General features: G+C 62.8%; 14 protein-coding genes. 7 read left to right on the top strand and 7 right to left on the bottom strand.

From position 1 onward, the window contains the following. Window positions 1–7: 7 nt before the first annotated feature. Together B2Y33_RS07850 and B2Y33_RS07845 are read left to right on the top strand one after the other, a co-directional pair. A complete protein-coding gene (locus B2Y33_RS07850) occupies window positions 8–523 on the top strand; it encodes a DUF6586 family protein (RefSeq protein WP_028687363.1) in 516 nt (171 codons plus the stop codon). A gap of 50 nt (window positions 524–573) precedes the next feature. Then, complete coding sequence (locus tag B2Y33_RS07845) at window positions 574–807, top strand: hypothetical protein (RefSeq protein ID WP_023534164.1); 234 nt, start codon at window positions 574–576, stop codon at window positions 805–807. A gap of 171 nt (window positions 808–978) precedes the next feature. Here the strand turns inward: B2Y33_RS07845 and sulA are convergent, their stop codons facing one another. Together sulA and lexA are read right to left on the bottom strand one after the other, a co-directional pair. Beyond that, window positions 979–1,455 carry an SOS-induced cell division inhibitor SulA gene (sulA, locus tag B2Y33_RS07840; protein WP_023534256.1) on the bottom strand — a complete coding sequence of 159 codons (477 nt, stop codon included), beginning with the start codon at window positions 1,453–1,455 and terminating at the stop codon, window positions 979–981. Window positions 1,456–1,468: 13 nt separating this feature from the next. Further along, window positions 1,469–2,077: a transcriptional repressor LexA gene (gene lexA / locus B2Y33_RS07835; RefSeq protein WP_023534260.1), complete on the bottom strand. Its 609-nt coding sequence runs from the start codon at window positions 2,075–2,077 to the stop codon at window positions 1,469–1,471. Window positions 2,078–2,306: 229 nt separating this feature from the next. Between lexA and B2Y33_RS07830 the strand changes: the two genes are divergently transcribed. Further along, window positions 2,307–3,020, top strand: a complete 714-nt coding sequence (locus tag B2Y33_RS07830; protein ID WP_027915086.1) for a TetR/AcrR family transcriptional regulator — start codon at window positions 2,307–2,309, stop codon at window positions 3,018–3,020. A 69-nt stretch (window positions 3,021–3,089) separates the two neighbouring features. Continuing rightward, a complete protein-coding gene (nagZ, locus tag B2Y33_RS07825; RefSeq protein WP_174435402.1) occupies window positions 3,090–4,088 on the top strand; it encodes a beta-N-acetylhexosaminidase in 999 nt (332 codons plus the stop codon). A 63-nt stretch (window positions 4,089–4,151) separates the two neighbouring features. Here nagZ and B2Y33_RS07820 read toward each other — a convergent pair whose 3' ends face one another. The 3 genes from B2Y33_RS07820 to mfd are packed head-to-tail and all read right to left on the bottom strand — an operon-like array spanning window position 4,152 to window position 11,507. Continuing rightward, window positions 4,152–7,478, bottom strand: a complete 3,327-nt coding sequence (locus B2Y33_RS07820) for a DEAD/DEAH box helicase (protein ID WP_288632822.1) — start codon at window positions 7,476–7,478, stop codon at window positions 4,152–4,154. 3 nt (window positions 7,479–7,481) lie between these two features. Then, window positions 7,482–8,048, bottom strand: coding sequence for a peptidoglycan binding protein CsiV (locus B2Y33_RS07815; RefSeq protein WP_027915084.1), 567 nt, complete (start codon window positions 8,046–8,048; stop codon window positions 7,482–7,484). A gap of 9 nt (window positions 8,049–8,057) precedes the next feature. Continuing rightward, on the bottom strand, window positions 8,058–11,507 hold the full coding sequence (mfd, locus tag B2Y33_RS07810) for a transcription-repair coupling factor (RefSeq protein WP_027915083.1): 3,450 nt from the start codon (window positions 11,505–11,507) through the stop codon (window positions 8,058–8,060). Between the two features lie 168 nt (window positions 11,508–11,675). Here mfd and B2Y33_RS07805 point away from each other — a divergent pair, with 168 nt between their 5' ends. Together B2Y33_RS07805 and sthA are read left to right on the top strand one after the other, a co-directional pair. Beyond that, window positions 11,676–13,139, top strand: a complete 1,464-nt coding sequence (locus tag B2Y33_RS07805) for a glyceraldehyde-3-phosphate dehydrogenase (RefSeq protein ID WP_027915082.1) — start codon at window positions 11,676–11,678, stop codon at window positions 13,137–13,139. 397 nt (window positions 13,140–13,536) lie between these two features. Next, on the top strand, window positions 13,537–14,931 hold the full coding sequence (sthA, locus tag B2Y33_RS07800; protein WP_206405872.1) for a Si-specific NAD(P)(+) transhydrogenase: 1,395 nt from the start codon (window positions 13,537–13,539) through the stop codon (window positions 14,929–14,931). 42 nt (window positions 14,932–14,973) lie between these two features. Here sthA and B2Y33_RS07795 read toward each other — a convergent pair whose 3' ends face one another. Both B2Y33_RS07795 and B2Y33_RS07790 read right to left on the bottom strand, forming a co-directional pair. Beyond that, window positions 14,974–15,696, bottom strand: a complete 723-nt coding sequence (locus B2Y33_RS07795; RefSeq protein ID WP_027915081.1) for a glycerophosphodiester phosphodiesterase — start codon at window positions 15,694–15,696, stop codon at window positions 14,974–14,976. 28 nt (window positions 15,697–15,724) lie between these two features. Then, a complete protein-coding gene (locus B2Y33_RS07790; protein WP_088523568.1) occupies window positions 15,725–16,309 on the bottom strand; it encodes a PilZ domain-containing protein in 585 nt (194 codons plus the stop codon). A 93-nt stretch (window positions 16,310–16,402) separates the two neighbouring features. Here B2Y33_RS07790 and B2Y33_RS07785 point away from each other — a divergent pair, with 93 nt between their 5' ends. Next, on the top strand, window positions 16,403–17,653 hold the full coding sequence (locus B2Y33_RS07785; protein ID WP_027915079.1) for a lipoprotein-releasing ABC transporter permease subunit: 1,251 nt from the start codon (window positions 16,403–16,405) through the stop codon (window positions 17,651–17,653). Window position 17,654: the final 1 nt, after the last annotated feature.

Here is a 17,654-nt window from a genome sequence, read left to right as displayed (position 1 = left end):
GCGACACATGGCCCAGGAGCTCTATACCCGTACCAATCAAAAACTGTTCTTTGCCGGGCTGGCACTGGAATCGATGGCCAAGGCTGAACAGAGTCAGGCCATGAACGCCCAGGGGCTGGTGCAGGCTGAGCGGGAGTCGGCATTGTTTCATCTGCACGGTGCATTGCTTGGCTTGTGTCACGAAATCAGTGGGTACTATCGCTTGCCTGCGCTGGCAACCGTCGAGCAGGCCCTGGCCCATGACGCCTTTAACGGCATCGCCATACCAGAAGTTGCCGAGCTTCTGGAGCTTGCCCGGCAACGGGAGACCTGGCTGGCGCAGATGCTGGCTGCGTATGCTGACTTGTTCCGAGCGCCCGTGATGCGCAAACCACCCAAGACTGACGTCACCCAGCCGCTGATCCAGGCCGTCAGCCTCGATGAGCAGGTGCCTGCGCCGCTGTCCCGTGCCGAGCTTGAAGCGTGGCGCAGCAACCTCAAGGCGCTTGTCAGGCGTTTTCGTGATGCGTTGAGTGAGTGCTGACGGCCTCGAGCGCTGGTACAATGCTCGCCTTTCGTGGAGAACCGCCCTTTATGTCTACGTCTTTTCTGGAAATTGTCGAGTTGCCTGATGGCCGCATCGAACTGCGTCGCGCCGAGGATGAAGGCTCACTGGTAACCCTGGATTTCTCAGAGGATGCCAAAGTATTTCTGCAAGGTCAGCACGTCGAGGTGGCCAAAGCCATGCTCAGCGTGGGGGTACAGATGGCTGGACGGCTTGTGGATGGCGAGCTCGAACGTGACGAAGGGCCGCGCGTTCTGCACTGAAACGCGCAGTCGTGTGATCGCTGCCACCGGCCTGGCCGGTGATGGCGGCAAGCGTATCAGACGGATGAATGTGGGGCAGTCGGAAAGGCGTTGCGCTTTCCCGGCGATCTTTACTCGTCAGGGTGAGCATGACCTGGGAGCGGTCAGGCTGGTAGCACGAATGCCGCAGTGTTAGCCGAAACGAATGTTCAGGCTTTGCGCGTTACCCACGCTTGCTGCACGCAACAGCAACTGACGTGCATTGGCATTGACGCTCCCCAGCCAGCTGACCACGGTATGGCTACGGCCCAGGCGTAGGGCTTCACACGCCAACTGAAGGGGAGGCTGGTTGCCGCGCGGATGAAGCAGCAGAATGCGCTCGCGGTTTAGGCCAGCCCTGCGCAGCCAGGCCTGTGTCAGGCTCGACGGTGGCGCAATGAGGGTCAGCCAGCGCGTTTCGTCTTCTTCGCTGAGTTCACGTAGCACAGGTGCCAGCAAGGTATGACAGTGACTGGGGGCGCCGTGCAGTGACAATTCGCTGAACAGGTCGGGCAAGTCACTCTTGCGCGCCAGTTCGCTGGCCTTGAGGCCAGGCAGGACGGGCTGGGCGAGGAATGCTTCGAACAGCGGCAACTGGACTTGCTCGGTTGTATGGGTGAATGGCTGCATGACGCCTCCTGATTCAGCGGCGAATGACGCCGACGCTCAAGCCCTCGATCACCAGTTCCTGATCTTTCAGGTTGACTTCGATAGGGGCGAATTCCGGGTTTTCGGCCAGCAGCCAGACCTTGTTGCCTTCGCGCTTGAAGCGCTTGACGGTGACTTCGTCGCCGATGCGCGCCACGACGATCTGGCCGTTGCGGGCTTCACGGCAGGTATGCACCGCCAACAGGTCGCCATCGAGGATGCCCACGTTCTTCATGCTCATGCCGTGAACACGCAACAGATAGTCGGCCTGGGGGTGGAAAAAGGCGGGGTTGATGTTGCAGGATTGCTCGATGTGTTGCTCGGCAAGGATCGGGGCGCCGGCAGCAACGCGGCCGATGATCGGGAGCCCGGCCTCCTCGGCCTTGGCTTCGAGGCCGGGAATGCGAATGCCTCGGGAGGCGCCTGGCGTCATCTCGATAGCGCCTTTACGGGCCAGCGCCTTGAGATGCTCCTCGGCGGCATTAGGGGATTTGAAACCCAGCTCCTGGGCAATCTCGGCACGGGTCGGCGGAAAGCCGTTGTCCTCGAGGCTGCGCTTGATGAAGGCGAGGATTTCGGCTTGGCGTGGCGTCAGTTTCAACATGATCAGCGCTCTGTCTTTTTGTACAGTGACTGGGATTATATACAGTATTGGTCTAGCCGCAAGCTTTGGCAGCCCCTAGGTAAGCCGACTGGAGCAGATCACCTCGAGATCACCGCTTCACGACCTTACAATGGCTTGACTGACCGGCCGGTCACGAGCGCTTGACAGATGTGGGGTTGAAACGTATGTTTCAAACACCTGTTTGTATGGCGGAGTGCTCGGAGTAGTCATGGCCCAATCGGAAACCGTTGAACGCATCCTCGATGCTGCCGAGCAGCTGTTTGCCGAGCGCGGGTTTGCCGAAACCTCGTTGCGGCTGATCACCAGCAAGGCCGGGGTTAACCTGGCGGCGGTGAACTACCACTTCGGTTCCAAGAAAGCCCTGATCCAAGCGGTCTTCTCTCGTTTCCTGGGGCCCTTCTGCGCCAGTCTCGAGCGCGAGTTGGAACGGCGTCAGGCCCGCCCCGAGCATAAGCCCACCCTTGAAGAATTGCTGGAGATGCTGGTCGAGCAAGCCCTTGCCGTGCAGCCGCGCAGCAACAACGACCTGTCGATCTTCATGCGGCTGCTTGGCTTGGCGTTCAGCCAGAGCCAGGGCCATTTGCGCCGTTACCTCGAAGACATGTACGGCAAGGTCTTCCGCCGCTACATGTTGCTCGTCAACGAAGCCGCGCCACGCATTCCTGCGATCGAATTGTTCTGGCGTGTGCACTTCATGCTCGGGGCTGCTGCGTTCAGCATGTCGGGCATCAAGGCGCTGCGGGCCATCGCCGAGACTGACTTCGGCATCAACACCTCCATCGAGCAGGTGATGCGCCTGATGGTGCCGTTCCTGGCTGCCGGCATGCGTGCCGATACCGGCGTCACCGACGCGGCCATGGCCAGCGCCCAGTTGCGCCCGCGCAGCAAAACCGCCAGCGGTGCAGCCCCCGTCAAGGCATAACTTGGCCTGTTGCCAGCCGCAAGCGGGCTTTTCCCTGTCTCTATTGAAGGATTTCTCATGACCGTCAGCCTGCAAGGCTCCTTGATGGTGGATATCGCCGGCACCTGGCTGACCGCCGAAGACCGGCAGCTGTTGCGCCAGCCTGAAGTGGCGGGGTTGATCATCTTCGCCCGCAACATCGAAAGTCCGCGGCAGGTGCGCGCGTTATGCGCCTCCATTCGCGCACTGCGCCCTGACCTGATCCTGGCCGTCGATCAGGAGGGAGGCCGAGTGCAGCGTCTGCGCCAGGGGTTCGTGCGCTTGCCGGCCATGCGTGCCCTGGCCGACACTGCCAATGCCGAGTACCTGGCCGAACAATGTGGCTGGTTGATGGCGACCGAAGTGCTCGCCGTTGGCCTGGACCTGAGCTTCGCCCCGGTGCTGGACTTGGATCACCAGCGCAGCGCGGTGGTGGGCAGCCGAGCCTTCGAGGGCGATCCGCTTCGAGCTACGCAACTGGCGGGCGCATTCATCCGCGGCATGAACGCGGCAGGCATGGCGGCCTGTGGCAAACATTTCCCAGGCCATGGCTGGGCAGAAGCTGATTCCCACGTAGCGATACCCACTGACGAGCGTAGCCTGGAGCAGCTGCGAGCGGCGGACCTGGTGCCGTTCAGCCGGCTGAGCGGTCAATTGGCGGCAGTGATGCCTGCCCATGTGATCTATCCGCAGGTCGACAACCGCCCGGCAGGCTTTTCCCGCCGGTGGCTGCAAGATATTTTGCGCGGCGAGCTGGGTTTTGACGGGGTCATCTTCAGCGACGACCTGTCCATGGCCGGTGCTCATGTGGTGGGTGATGCGGCCAGCCGCATCGAAGCTGCGTTCACTGCCGGGTGTGATATGGGGCTGGTTTGCAACGACCGGGCTGCAGCCGAATTGGCGCTGGGCGCGGCTCAGCGCCTGCGGGTCACGCCGTCGCCTCGGATCGCCAGCATGCGCGGTCAAGGCACGGCCTGCACCGATTATCGCCAACATCCGCGTTGGCTGCAGGCGCTGGGTGCGCTCAAGGACGCGCAGTTGATCGACTAGCCGCTTATTGCCAAGCAGGCTGTCGGGACGCGTTCACCCAGCCAGTGCGCGTCCCGACAGGTTTTACCGACCCCGCTTGCCCGGCAAGGGCGCAAACAACGCTTCGATTTCCTCGTCCCCCAGTCGCCACTGCCCAGCCTTGCCTCCGTCAAGCAGGCTGGTGGCCAGCGCTGCTTTCTCCTGCTGCAACAGCTGGATCTTTTCCTCCACTGTGCCGCGGGTAATCAGCTTGAACACGAACACGGGCTTGTCCTGGCCGATGCGGTAGGCCCGGTCGGTCGCCTGGTTTTCGCTGGCCGGGTTCCACCACGGGTCGTAATGAATCACGGTGTCGGCTGCTGTCAGGTTCAAGCCCACCCCGCCTGCCTTGAGGCTGATCAGAAAGACCTGGCTATCCCCCGCCTGGAATTGCTGTACAGGGGTGCGACGGTCGCGGGTGTCTCCGGTCAACAGGCTGTAGGAAATGCTGCGTTTTTTCAGTTCCTGCTCGATCAACGCCAGCATCGAGGTGAACTGGGAGAACAGCAGCACGCGGCGGCCTTCGCTCATCAGCTCTTCGAGCATCTCCAGCAGCGCGCCCAGCTTGCCCTTGTCGCTCTGGTTGCCCTTGATATCCACGCCCTTGACCAGCCGCAGATCGCAACACACCTGGCGCAGCTTGAGCAGTGCATCGAGAATGACGATCTGGCTGCGTGCGGCACCATTACGGGCTACCTCGTCGCGAACCTTCTTGTCCATCGCCACCCGCACGGCCTCGTAGGTGTCACGCTGTGCGTCGCTCAGTTCGACCCAGTGCACCAGTTCCGTCTTGGCTGGCAGTTCGGTGGCGACCTGCTCCTTCGTGCGGCGCAGCAGGAAGGGTCGAATGCGCGTGATCAGGTGGGTCAGGCGCTCGGTGTTGCCCTGGCGCTCGATCGGCGTGCGGTAGTCCTGGTTGAAACGCTTGAGGTCACCCAGCCAGCCGGGCATCAGGAAGTGGAAGATCGACCACAGCTCGCCGAGGTTGTTTTCCATCGGTGTACCGGTCAGGCACAGGCGCTGGCTAGCCTGCAGTTGGCACACAGCCATGGCGGCCTTGCTGGTGCTGCTCTTGATGTTCTGCGCCTCGTCGAGCAACAGCAGGTGCCATGGCTGCGCACGCAAATGCGCGAGGTCGCGGGGCACCAGGGCATAGGTGGTCAGGATGAGGTCGTAATCCTGCAGACGGGTGAAATGCTTGCTGCGTGCTGGCCCGTGCAGGGCCAGTACCCGAAGGTCAGGTGCAAAACGCTGCGCCTCGTCCAGCCAATTGGGTAGCAGGCTGGTCGGCATGACCGCCAGTGCTGGCGTCGTCAAACGGCCCGCTTCTTTTTCCAGCAGCACATGGGCAAGGGCTTGTAAGGTTTTGCCCAGGCCCATGTCATCCCCAAGGATGCCACCGGTGCCCATCTCCCGCAGTGCTTGCAGCCAGTTGAGCCCTTGCTGCTGGTAGCCGCGCAGGCTGGCGTGCAAGCCGGCAGGTGGGGTGACCTGCAGATCCCTGGTATCCCGCAGGCGGCGACCCAAATCGCGCACATGCTCCCCGCCTTCCCAATGCAGCGGCAGCGCTTCGATCCCGTTCAGGCGCGCAGCGTCTGCTCGGCTCATACGCAGTGCCGTTCCGGCTTCGGGTTCGCTCATGTACAGCTCGCCCAAGGTCGCCATCACGGCCTTGACCCGGCCATAAGGCAGTGCCACGCGCAGGGCGGAGGCGTCGATCCGGCCACGGTTGAGATCGATCAGCAGGTGCTCCTCGTCATTGCGCTTGGCCAGTTCGCTGGGGCGCAGCAGCTCAGGGCTATTGCGCAATAGTTGCAGCACGATGGGCAGCAGGCTGTGCCGCTGTCCATCGACGACGATACCCAGTTCGAGGTCGAACCATTCATGGCCTGGCGTTTCATCGACGGTGGCGTACCAGTCCTCCACTTCCTGCAAGTCGAACGCGAAGTCGCGGTTGACATCCACCTGCCAGCCCGCCTCACGCAGCCGGGGCAGGTCTGTACGCACGAACTGCAGCCAGGCTTCGTCGTCGGCGAGCAGGAACATCTCGCCCGCGCTGTCGGGCAGCGCCTTGCTCTGCCGGGTCGCGACCTTGAACCCCATGTCGCGCAGGACATTGCGCAGGGCTTGCTCAGCCTTGGGTTGACGGCTGATGCGCTGGCTCACACTGCCCACCAGGCGCGTGAGCGGCTTGTCGGTATTACCGCTGGCCGACAGGCCGTCGTAGTCGAACGACAACGCGGCGCGATGCTGCATCTGGCGCTGCATGCGGCCGGTCTTGGGCATGTAGGCGGTGAACTCCAGGCTCCCGAGCGCGAGGTGCGCCTTGGGCTGGATGTCATCGACGTGTTGCTCTTCGACCTCGGTCGGCGTAGGCACGGCATGGCTCAAGGCATTGAGCTTGTGGCTGAGTGGCACGACCAAGTGCTCCGGCACCTCGGGTGCGAGGGTCAGTTGCATTGCAACGTGGGGGTTGAGCCCATGTTCGAGGATACCGATCTCATGGGTGACCATGTCCAGGTAGTACAGCGGAAGCAACGGGATGACGCAGTTGGTTTTATCCCCGCCGGTGAACCACAAGCCACGGTACGCACCATTGTCCAGGCGCACCCAGCGAAACTCGCCCTGGCGCACCGGCCCGGGCACCAGTTGCGGTTGGGTGTCGAACAGGTACAGTCGGCCCGTGTCGATGATGCGCTGGAGCAACTCACCGCCTTCGGCCCCGGTCAGCCTGTAGCCTCGCTCCTGGCCGCCCCCCTGATTGAGCGAGGAGAGCAGACGCAGGATGCGCGCGTCTTCTTCGGTCACGAACTTCGGTCGGTCGTACAGGAAGTCGTAGACCGACTGCACCCGGCTGAAGCGAATGCCGTCTTCGGTTTCGGCGCCCTTGCGCACGACCACTGAGCAACTGGCATCGTCCTGAAGGCGCAAGTTGTAGCAGACCGAGCGCCCGCGCCTGTCCTTGCCCGGTTCGACTGGCGCGGGCGCTTGTTCGAGATTGCTGAGCCAATGTTGAAGCTCGGCTGACATCTTTGCAGAGGTGGGCTTGGCTATCAGTGGCGTGTCGAAGGGGTCGCTGATCAGCAGCAGCGCAGCCGCGCAGTGCTTGCAGTTGCGCGCAACAGGGCAACTGCACCGGCCTTTTACGAGCAGGCGCCCGGCATGCACGCTCACTTCGATGTCCTGCCGGTAGGTTTGTCCTGCACTGCCTTTGCACAGAGCGGAAAACCTTTGCCCGTTTAGGTACTCCAGCTCGGACATGCCCTCGCTCGCGTAAACCTCGCCTCGCCTCAGAGTGCCTGCGTCGAAACATTCGATCCAGTTGGGGTACTCGTTCAGCAGCTCGAAGGCATCCGGTCCATTGCGGCTCATGGGCTACTGCTCCAGCATGTCCAGCGATGGCATCTTGGGTGTGCCGGGTGGGGTGATCTTCAGGAGCATGGCCAGATGGCCGCCGTCCAGGTAGGTCAGTTGTCCGCCTTTCACATTGCTGTTGGCCTGGCGAAACTGCTCGCTCTGCAGCACGCTGCCGTTGCTGTCGAGCTGGTTGACCCAGAGGTTGGCTTCAACCTGGATGAAGCGGCCCTGGGTGATGCTCAGGTTGCCCTCGATCGGGAAATGGCCGAACTGCTCGGCACCCTCACCCAATGCGATGCGACTGGGCCCATCGCCTACCTGCTGTTGCCAGGCCCGATGCATGAGCACCGTGTAGTCGGCCGTGGCGCCCAGGCGCGTGGCCTCGTCTTCCAGGGCTGGGCGCTGCTCTGCGCTCTTGTCCAGCCGTGGCGCCCCAGCGCTCCAGTCTTCGGGAGCGAAGGGGCTGGTGAACGCGGGTACGTTGTTCTGCCGTACCAGGATCATTTCGACCTGGTACGGGCCCTGGGCGAATGCCGCTGGGGCAAACGCCACCAGCAGCAGGGTCAGACAGCGAATGGCGCGCATGGATCTTCCTTAGGCAGGCTTTGGTGTCAGGCGCTCGAACAGCGCCTCAAGGGTGTTGAAGCGCTCATCAGGCCGTTCCATTGGAACCAGGAAGCGGAACTGAGTGGCGCCCTCGAACTTGTAGCGCTTGGGCTGGCTCTGGATCAGCTTGATCAGGGTCAGAGGATCGACCGGCGTTTCGGCCTCGAACTCCAGCTTGCCGCCGTTGGGGCCGGCGTCGACTTTCTTGATGCCAAGTTTCTCCGCCTGCAACTTGAGCAGCGTCAGGCGCATGAGGTTCTTGGTGGGCTCTGGCAGAAGGCCGAAGCGGTCGATCATTTCGACCTGCAGGTCCTTGAGCCCTTCCTCATCGGCTGCCGAGGCGATGCGCTTGTACAGGATCAGCCGCGCATGCACGTCCGGCAGGTAGTCCTCGGGGATCAGGGCCGGCAGGCGCAGGTTGATTTCCGGGCCGCCGCCCAGTGGTTGCTCCAGGTTGGGCTGGGTGCCCTTGCGGATCGCCTTGACGGCGCGCTCGAGCATTTCCATGTACAGGGTAAAGCCCACCGCCTGAATCTGGCCGCTCTGGCCATCCCCGAGCAATTCGCCAGCCCCGCGGATTTCCAGGTCGTTGGTCGCGAGCACGAACCCGGCGCCCAGGTCTTGAGTGTTGGCGATGGCTTCGAGGCGTTTTTCGGCGTCGCCGCTGACCTTCTGGCGCGTTGGCGTCAGCAGGTAGGCATAGGCCTGGTGGTGGCTGCGACCGACTCGGCCACGCAGTTGATGCAGCTGGGCCAGGCCGAACTTGTCGGCACGCTCGATGACGATGGTGTTGGCGCTGGGCACGTCGATGCCGGTTTCGATGATGGTCGAGGCCACCAGCACGTTGAAGCGCTTGTGGTAGAAGTCGCTCATCACCTGTTCCAGCTCGCGCTCGCGCATCTGGCCGTGGCCGATGCCGATGCGCGCCTCGGGGACCAGCTCGGCCAGGTCGGCGGCGCATTTCTCGATGGTTTTCACATCGTTGTGCAGGTAGTACACCTGGCCGCCGCGCAGCAGTTCGCGCAGCAGTGCTTCCTTGACGGTGCTGTTGTTCTGTTCCATGACGAAGGTGCGCACCGACAGGCGCCGCGCCGGTGGCGTGGCGATGATCGACAGATCGCGCATACCCGCCACAGCCATGTTCAAGGTGCGCGGGATGGGCGTGGCGGTCAGGGTGAGGATGTCCACTTCGCTGCGCAGCGCCTTGAGCTGCTCTTTCTGACGCACACCGAAACGATGCTCTTCGTCGATGATGGCCAGGCCCAGGTCCTTGAAGCGCACATCGTCCTGGAGCAGCTTGTGGGTGCCGATCAGGATGTCGATCTTGCCCTCGGCCAGCTCGGCCGCGGCGGTGGCCACTTCCTTGGCCGATTTGAAGCGGCTCATCACCTCGACGGTGACCGGCCAGTCCGCGAATCGGTCGCGGAAACTGTTGTAATGCTGCTGGGCCAGCAGGGTAGTGGGCACCAACACAGCCACCTGGCGACCGCTGTGCACGGCGATGAACGCTGCACGCATGGCCACCTCGGTCTTGCCGAAGCCCACGTCGCCGCACACCAGGCGGTCCATGGGCTTGGGCGCCAGCATGTCGGCGCGTACCGCTTCGATGGCCGCTTGCTGGTCGGGGGTTTCCTCGAACGGGAAGCCTGCGCTGAACGTGGCGTAGTCGGCGGCGGGGTCGGCGAACGCATAACCCTTGCGCGCTGCTCGGCGGGCATAGATGTCGAGCAGCTCGGCGGCGACATCGCGTACCTGTTCGGCAGCCTTGCGCTTGGCTTTCTGCCAGGTTTCCGAGCCCAGGCGGTGCAGGGGCGCCAGCGCGTCATCGCTGCCGGTGTAGCGGGCGATCAGGTGCAGGTTGGCAACCGGTACGTAGAGCTTGGCGCCCTCGGCGTATTCAAGGGTAAGGAACTCGGCGGCCTGGCCGTCGATTTCCAGCGTGGCCAGGCCTAGGTAGCGGCCTACGCCATGGTCGATGTGCACCACCGGTGCGCCTTCGCGCAGCTCGGTCAGGTTCTTGATGACGGCGTCGTTGGCGGTTTCGCCGCGCTTGTCGCGGCGGCGGCGCTGCATCACCCGCTGACCGAACAGCGGGCTTTCGGCGATCAGGGCCATGGCCGGGTCGTCGAGCAGCAGGCCTTCGTCGAGCGGTGCGATGGTGATGTTCAGGCGTTCGCTGCCGGTGACGAAGTCGGTCCAGCCTTCGACCGTGTTCGGGCGCAGCTTGAGCCGTTCGAGCAGCTCGAGCAGCACTTCGCGGCGCCCGGCCGATTCTGCGGTGAACAAGACGCGGCCATCGAACTGGTCGAGAAACCCTGCCAATGCCGCCAGCGGCTGGTTGGCCTTGGCTTCGATGGCAAGGTCGGGCAGGGCGCGGGCGGCGAAGCGCTGGCGCCCGGCGCCGGGGTCCAGGTCATCGCGGCTGACCACCACCCTTGGCCACTGCTTGAGGCGTGCGAAACAGTCTTCCACTGGCATGAACAGCTCGGCCGGCGGCAGCAAGGGCCGGCTCAGGTCGCCCCGGCGGTCCTCATAGCGCCCACGCACGTCGTTCCAGAAATGCTCGGCCGCCTGCTCGACGCCCGGCAGCGAAAACACCTGGGTATCGGCTGGCAAGTAGTCGAACAGGGTCGAGGTTTCTTCGAAGAACAGCGGCAGGTAGTACTCGATGCCTGACGGGATGATGCCGCTGGCCAGGTCCTGGAAGATCGCGCTGCGGCGAAAATCCACGTCGAAACGCTCGCGAAAGCGTGCCTTGAACCGAGTGACTTCCTCTTTTTGCATCGGAAATTCGCGAGCCGGCAGCAGGCGAATGGAGTCGACCTTGTCGATCGAGCGCTGGGTCTCGGGGTCGAACGTGCGCAGCGTCTCGATTTCGTCGTCAAACAGGTCGATGCGGTAGGGCAGCTTGCTGCCCATCGGGAACAGGTCGATCAAGGCCCCACGCACGGCGAACTCGCCATGCTCATAGACGGTGTCGACGCAGCGGTAGCCACTGGCTTCGAGGCGGCTGCGCATCTGCTCCACATCGATGGTCTGGCCCACGTCCAGCACCAGGCTGCTGCCTAGCAGGAAGCGGGTAGGGGCCAGGCGATGCAAGGCCGTGGTAATGGGCACCACCAGGATGCCGTGGCTCAGCTCGGGCAACCGGTACAGGCTGGCGATGCGCTGGGAGATGATGTCCTGGTGGGGCGAGAACAGGTCGTAGGGCAGGGTCTCCCAGTCGGGAAACGGCAGCACTGGCAACTCGGGCGCGAAGAACTTCAGTTCCTGCTCCAGGCGGTCGGCGGCCTGGCTGTCTGCCGTCAGTAGCAGGGTAAAGCGGCCAGCGCTGCTGGCGGCCTCGGCGATGGCAAGGCTGAGGGCGGCACCGGGCAGGTTGCCCCAGGTTTGTTTGCCGGCGGTAGCCGACAGTTGCGGTAGGCGCAGAACTGACACGGGAGATTGCACTCCAAGCGTTTCGGCAAAGAGACCGATTGTACCGGTGACGCTGGCGGCTGTCAGGCTCCAATGGGGCAGGATGATCGATGTGCGTGACCTCGACAGGCGCTCATTGCCGGTTACGCATCGGGGCGTCATAATGTAGCCCCTTTTTTCTGTCCCTACATGTGGAAGGTTCCCGTGACTCAGAAGCCCGACCAGTGTCTTGGTGAGTGGATCGATCGTGAAGCCCTGGCTGAAGCGATGATCCCGCTTATCGGTCAGCTCTACCGCAACAACAATGTGGTGAGCTCGATCTATGGCCGCAGCCTGATCAACCGTTCGGTTATCTCGATCCTCAAGGCACACCGCTTTGCGCGTCATCGCCAGACCGACGAAACCGAACTGTCCGTTCACGAGACATTCCCCCTGCTCAAGGCCATGAGCGAGCTGAAGCTGGGCGCCGCCTCGGTCGACCTGGGCAAGCTGGCCAACAAGTTCAAGCTCGAAGGCAACGGCCGCAGCGCCGAGCAGTTCGTGCGTGAGGAGCTGGCCGACGTGGTGGGCCAGCAGAACGCCGCTGCGCGCAAGGGCACCGACGTCGTGCTGTATGGTTTCGGCCGTATCGGTCGCCTGCTGGCGCGTATCCTGATCGAGAAGACCGGTGGCGGCGACGGCCTGCGCCTGCGTGCCATCGTCGTGCGCAAAGGCGCCGAGAACGATCTGGTCAAGCGTGCCAGCCTGCTGCGTCGTGACTCGGTGCACGGGCCGTTCGATGGCACCATCACCATCGACGAAGCCAACAACACCCTGACGGCCAACGGCAACCTGATCCAGATCATCTATGCCAAGAACCCGAGCGAAGTCGACTACACCCAGTACGGTATCGACAACGCGCTGATCGTGGACAACACCGGCGTATGGCGTGATGCCGACGGCCTGGGCCAGCACCTGGCGTGCCCGGGTGCCAGCCGCGTGATCCTCACCGCACCTGGCAAGGGTGCCCTGAAGAACATCGTGCACGGCATCAACCATGGCGAGATCACGGCCGATGACAAGATCATCTCCGCCGCCTCCTGCACCACCAACGCCATCGTGCCGGTGCTCAAGGCCGTCAACGACCAGTACGGCATCGTCAACGGCCACGTCGAAACCGTTCACTCGTTCACCAACGACCAGAACCTGATCGACAACTTCCACAAGGGCAGCCGCCGTGGCCGCGCCGCGCCGCTGAACATGGTCATCACCGAAACCGGTGCTGCCACCGCCGCCGCCAAGGCCCTGCCAGTGCTCAAGGGCAAGTTGACCGGCAACGCCATTCGCGTGCCGACGCCGAACGTGTCGATGGCCATCCTCAACCTGAACCTGGAAAAGGCCACCAGCCGCGAGGAAATCAACGAGTACCTGCGCCAGACGGCCATGCACTCGGACCTGCACAAGCAGATCGACTACGTCAGCTCCCAGGAAGTGGTCTCCACCGACTTCGTGGGCTCGCGCCACGCCGGTGTGGTAGACGCCGAAGCCACCATCTGCAACGACAACCGCGTCGTGCTGTACGTGTGGTATGACAACGAGTTCGGCTACAGCTGCCAGGTCGTGCGCGTGATGGAAGACATGGCCGGGGTCAACCCACCTGCCTTTCCACGCTGATCGGCCGTTCAGACGCTGAACACACGGGAACCTTCGGGTTCCCGTTTTCGTTTGGGCGGCCGGGCACGGGTGCTTGTACTCGCAGAGCGCAGGGGGCACCGAGTGACTCAACGCGACATTTCAGGGACAATGACCGCCGTTTGGCAGGTGCCTGAGCGGTTTTTTCGCCTGAGCAGGTAGTGAAAGGTGATCGAAAGCGGGGACGAGGATGATTGCCGCCAAGGAGAAGGTTGTTTATGTAGTGCGGGCGAAATTGGCCTACGACGCGACCAAGGGTTAATGTGCGCGCCGTTCACGCTTGATTAGACTGCACCCGATTTTTTCTCATGGCGCCCAGGCGGCATGATCGTGCGCCGCAAGCGACCGTGGCTTGCGGGCCAGTTCTGAAGGAGTACGCATGGCTGTCTACAACTACGACGTAGTGGTGCTGGGTTCCGGCCCAGCCGGGGAAGGTGCGGCAATGAACGCCGCCAAAGCAGGGCGCAAGGTGGCGATGGTCGACACCCGCCGCCAAGTCGGGGGTAACTGCACCCACTTGGGCACCATCCCCTCCAAGGCACTGCGTCACTCGGTGCGGCAGATCATGCAGTTCAACACCAACACCATGTTCCGCGCCATCGGCGAGCCGCGTTGGTTCTCCTTCCCGGACGTGCTCAAGAGCGCCGAGAAGGTCATCGCCAAACAGGTGGCCTCGCGTACGGGCTACTATGCCCGCAACCGCGTCGATCTGTTCGTCGGCACCGGCAGCTTCGCCGACGAGCAGACCGTCGAAGTGGTCTGCCCCAATGGTGTGGTGGAAAAACTCAACGCCAAGCACATCATCATTGCCACCGGTTCGCGCCCCTATCGGCCAGCAGACATCGACTTCAACCACCCGCGTGTGTACGACAGCGACACCATCCTCAGCTTGAGCCATACCCCGCGCAAGCTGATCGTCTATGGCGCCGGGGTGATCGGGTGCGAATACGCCTCGATCTTCAGCGGCCTGGGTGTGCTGGTCGAACTGGTGGACAACCGTGGGCAATTGCTCAGCTTCCTGGATTCGGAAATCTCCCAGGCCCTGAGCTACCACTTCAGCAACAACAACATCACCGTGCGCCACAACGAAGATTATGAGCGGGTCGAGGGGCTGGACAACGGTGTCATCCTGCACCTGAAGTCGGGCAAGAAGATCAAGGCCGATGCTTTGCTCTGGTGCAACGGGCGTACCGGCAACACCGACAAGCTGGGGCTTGAGAACATCGGCATCAAGGTCAACAGCCGCGGCCAGATCGAAGTGGACGAGGCCTACCGCACCAGCGTGCCGAACATCTACGGCGCCGGCGACGTGATTGGCTGGCCAAGCCTGGCCAGTGCCGCGCACGACCAGGGCCGCTCGGCCGCAGGGAGCATCGTCGACAACGGCAGCTGGCGTTTCGTCAACGATGTACCGACGGGTATCTACACCATTCCGGAGATCAGCTCGATCGGCAAGAACGAGCAGGAACTGACCCAGGCCAAGGTGCCCTATGAAGTGGGCAAGGCCTTCTTCAAGAGCATGGCCCGGGCGCAGATTGCCGGTGAGCCCCAGGGCATGCTGAAAATCCTGTTCCACCGCGAGACGCTGCAGGTGCTGGGTGTGCACTGCTTCGGCTATCAGGCGTCGGAAATCGTGCATATCGGCCAGGCGGTGATGAACCAGCCGGGCGAGCTGAACAACCTCAAGTACTTCGTGAACACCACGTTCAACTACCCGACCATGGCCGAAGCCTATCGGGTAGCGGCCTATGACGGTCTGAACCGGCTTTTTTGAGCGGCTCCGACCGGTGGCCTGAGCCGGTCGGAGAGACCGAATTCAACCCTGCCCGAGGGTGGTCCTGGCCAAACCGGGAAAGTCTGTAATCAGGCTGTCCACGCCAAAATCAGCGAGCCGGCGCATCAGTGCCGGCTCGTTGACCGTCCATACCGACACGTGCAAGCCCTGCTTTTGCGCTTTTTGCAGGCGTTCCGGGGTGCACAGCGTCCAGTTCAAGGCCAGCATCTGGCAACCATAGTTCTGTGCAACTTTCAGCGGGTCGAGCCAGGCGTACTCGGCCACCAGGCCGCGTTGCACATCCGGCACCAGTTCTTGAGCGGCGCCCAGCACTTCGCGTGAACTGGAGGTGATCGTTACCTTGTCCAGCAAGCCAAACTGCTGGGCCAGTTCGCGAATGGCCAGCACCGTGCTGGCTGCGCGGGTGCGCGAGGCGCTCTTGACCTCCAGCTGCCAGTGCTCGAACGGGCATTTCTCGAACAACTCTTCCAGGCGTGGGATGGGGCAGGGCTGGACCCAGCCCGGGCCACCCTGACGTGCGTCGAGCTTGACCAGGTCTTCGGCCGGGTGCTCGACCACCTTGCCGCGCTTGCCGGTGGTGCGCTTGAGGGTAGGGTCATGGATCACCATCAGCTGGTTGTCGGCCGACAGGTGCAGATCCAGCTCGCAGCGCATGATGCCGTGGGACAGGCACTGGCGGAAGCTGTTCAGGGTGTTCTCGGGCGCTTCGCCCTTGGCGCCGCGATGGCCATAGATCAGGGTCACGTTCGTTCCTTCAGTGAGAAAAATGGAGTCAGGGTGATGGGGCGTTCTGTTCCAGTTGCTGGCGTCTTTGCTGCTGCTGGCGCTGCAGGATGTAGCGGGCAAGCAGCTGGCGCTGGGCATCGACCATGTCGATGAACTCGATGCCGACCTCGAAGCCCTCCTCGGGCCTGGCCTCGCAATGGGTGATCTTGCCACGCAACAGCAGGCCATGGGCGCGTGGCATCAGCACCATTTGTACCTTCACTTGGGTACCCGGTGCAAAAGGCCCTGGCTGGACGCACTCCAGACCGCCTTCGGACATCACCACTGCCTGCGGTTGGCCTACCTCGCCCAGCAGGGTATGGGCGACCACGGCGCTGAGCACGTCCAGGCGCTTGTTCTGTACCCGCAGAAACGCTGCGAGGGTGCGGTCCTTGTCGCTGAGCTGGCGCAGCAGGTGCTGGGCCTCGAAGTCGGCCAGGTGCAGCTCGCTGAGCAGATTGAACAGTGGGGAATCATCCTGCAACACATCTGGATCAAGGGCTTGGGCCGCGCTCAATGGGCTGATTTGAAGTGCGATCCGATCAGCAATGCGGTAGTATTCGCGGCGATCTTCTTCGTCTAATGTCGTCATGGCGAACCCATGGTAGCGGCGGTGGTCCGAGTGTAAAGCCGCCGTAGGCGCCTCGCCACAAGGACGTTCCCTTCCATCCGAACAAGCCCCGACATGTTCAGACCTCTTTTCGCATTCATCGGCACGCGTTATACCCGTGCCAAACGTCGCAATCACTTCGTCTCGTTCATTTCCCTGACCTCGATGATCGGCCTCGCCCTGGGCGTGGTAGTCATGATCGTGGTGCTGTCGGTGATGAACGGGTTCGACCACGAGATGCGCACCCGCGTGTTGGGCATGATCCCTCACGCCACGCTCGAGAGCGGCCAGCCCATCGCCGACTGGCCTGCCCTTGCCGAACAAGTAAAGCAGAATCCGCAGGTGGTGGCGGTCGCGCCCTTCACCCAGATGCAGGGTTTGCTTACCCATGACGGCAAGGTGCAGAAGGTGTTGCTCAACGGCATCGATCCGGCCCGGGAACGGGAGGTATCGATCATCGATAACTTCGTCCAGCAGGGCCGGCTGGACCAGTTGGCGCCCGGTGAGTGGGGCATCATGATCGGCGACAAGGCGGCAGCCAAGCTGGGCGTGGCCGTCGGTGACAAACTCACCTTCGTGGCCCCGGAGGTCAGCGTTACACCGGCCGGCATGTTCCCGCGCATGAAGCGCTTCACCGTGGTCGGCACCTTCCATGTGGGAGCCGGCGAAATCGACGGTTACCTGGGGCTGACCAACATCGCCGACCTGTCGCGCCTGCACCGCTGGAAGCCCGACCAGGTGCAGGGCCTGCGCTTGAAGTTCGATGACCTGTTCCAGGCCCCGCGGGTGGCTTACGACATCGCCCAACAGCTGGGCGACCAGGACTTCTACAGCCGCGACTGGACCCGTACCCATGGCAACCTCTACCAGGCCATTCGCATGGAAAAAGCCATGATCGGCCTGCTGTTGCTGCTGATCGTCGCTGTTGCCGCGTTCAACATCATTTCCACGCTGGTGATGGTGGTCAACGACAAGCGAGGGGACATCGCCATTCTGCGCACGTTGGGTGCCACCCCCGGGCAGATCATGCTCATCTTCATGGTGCAGGGCACCGTGATCGGTGTCGTGGGCACGTTGATCGGCGCCGTGGTGGGCATCATCGCCGCGCTCAACGTCAGTACGGCCATCGCCGGGATCGAGCATTTGATCGGCCACAAATTCCTCAACGCCGACGTGTATTTCATCGATTACCTGCCCTCGCAGATCCAGGCCCAGGACGTGTACATGGTCTGTGGTGCGGCATTGGTCCTGAGTTTCTTCGCCACCCTGTACCCTGCCTGGCGTGCGGCACGCACCCAGCCGGCAGAGGCGTTACGTTATGAGTGAG

The organism is Pseudomonas sp. UBA5666 (assembly GCF_002420785.1).
Taxonomy (GTDB): Bacteria; Pseudomonadota; Gammaproteobacteria; order Pseudomonadales; family Pseudomonadaceae; genus Aquipseudomonas; species Aquipseudomonas fulva.
The sequence above is the reverse complement of the archived record's forward strand: the minus strand, read 5'-3'. Positions and strand labels throughout refer to the sequence as shown.

Excerpts from the sequence above, each read along its gene's own strand:
- lexA (WP_023534260.1), bottom strand. The coding sequence starts at position 2,077 with ATGTTGAAACTGACGCCACGCCAAGCCGAAATCCTCGCCTTCATCAAG.
- B2Y33_RS07815 (WP_027915084.1), bottom strand. The coding sequence starts at position 8,048 with ATGCGCGCCATTCGCTGTCTGACCCTGCTGCTGGTGGCGTTTGCCCCA.
- sulA (WP_023534256.1), bottom strand. The coding sequence starts at position 1,455 with ATGCAGCCATTCACCCATACAACCGAGCAAGTCCAGTTGCCGCTGTTC.
- sthA (WP_206405872.1), top strand. The coding sequence starts at position 13,537 with ATGGCTGTCTACAACTACGACGTAGTGGTGCTGGGTTCCGGCCCAGCC.
- B2Y33_RS07785 (WP_027915079.1), top strand. The coding sequence starts at position 16,403 with ATGTTCAGACCTCTTTTCGCATTCATCGGCACGCGTTATACCCGTGCC.
- B2Y33_RS07845 (WP_023534164.1), top strand. The coding sequence starts at position 574 with ATGTCTACGTCTTTTCTGGAAATTGTCGAGTTGCCTGATGGCCGCATC.
- B2Y33_RS07790 (WP_088523568.1), bottom strand. The coding sequence starts at position 16,309 with ATGACGACATTAGACGAAGAAGATCGCCGCGAATACTACCGCATTGCT.
- B2Y33_RS07830 (WP_027915086.1), top strand. The coding sequence starts at position 2,307 with ATGGCCCAATCGGAAACCGTTGAACGCATCCTCGATGCTGCCGAGCAG.
- B2Y33_RS07850 (WP_028687363.1), top strand. The coding sequence starts at position 8 with ATGGCCCAGGAGCTCTATACCCGTACCAATCAAAAACTGTTCTTTGCC.
- B2Y33_RS07805 (WP_027915082.1), top strand. The coding sequence starts at position 11,676 with ATGTGGAAGGTTCCCGTGACTCAGAAGCCCGACCAGTGTCTTGGTGAG.
- B2Y33_RS07820 (WP_288632822.1), bottom strand. The coding sequence starts at position 7,478 with ATGAGCCGCAATGGACCGGATGCCTTCGAGCTGCTGAACGAGTACCCC.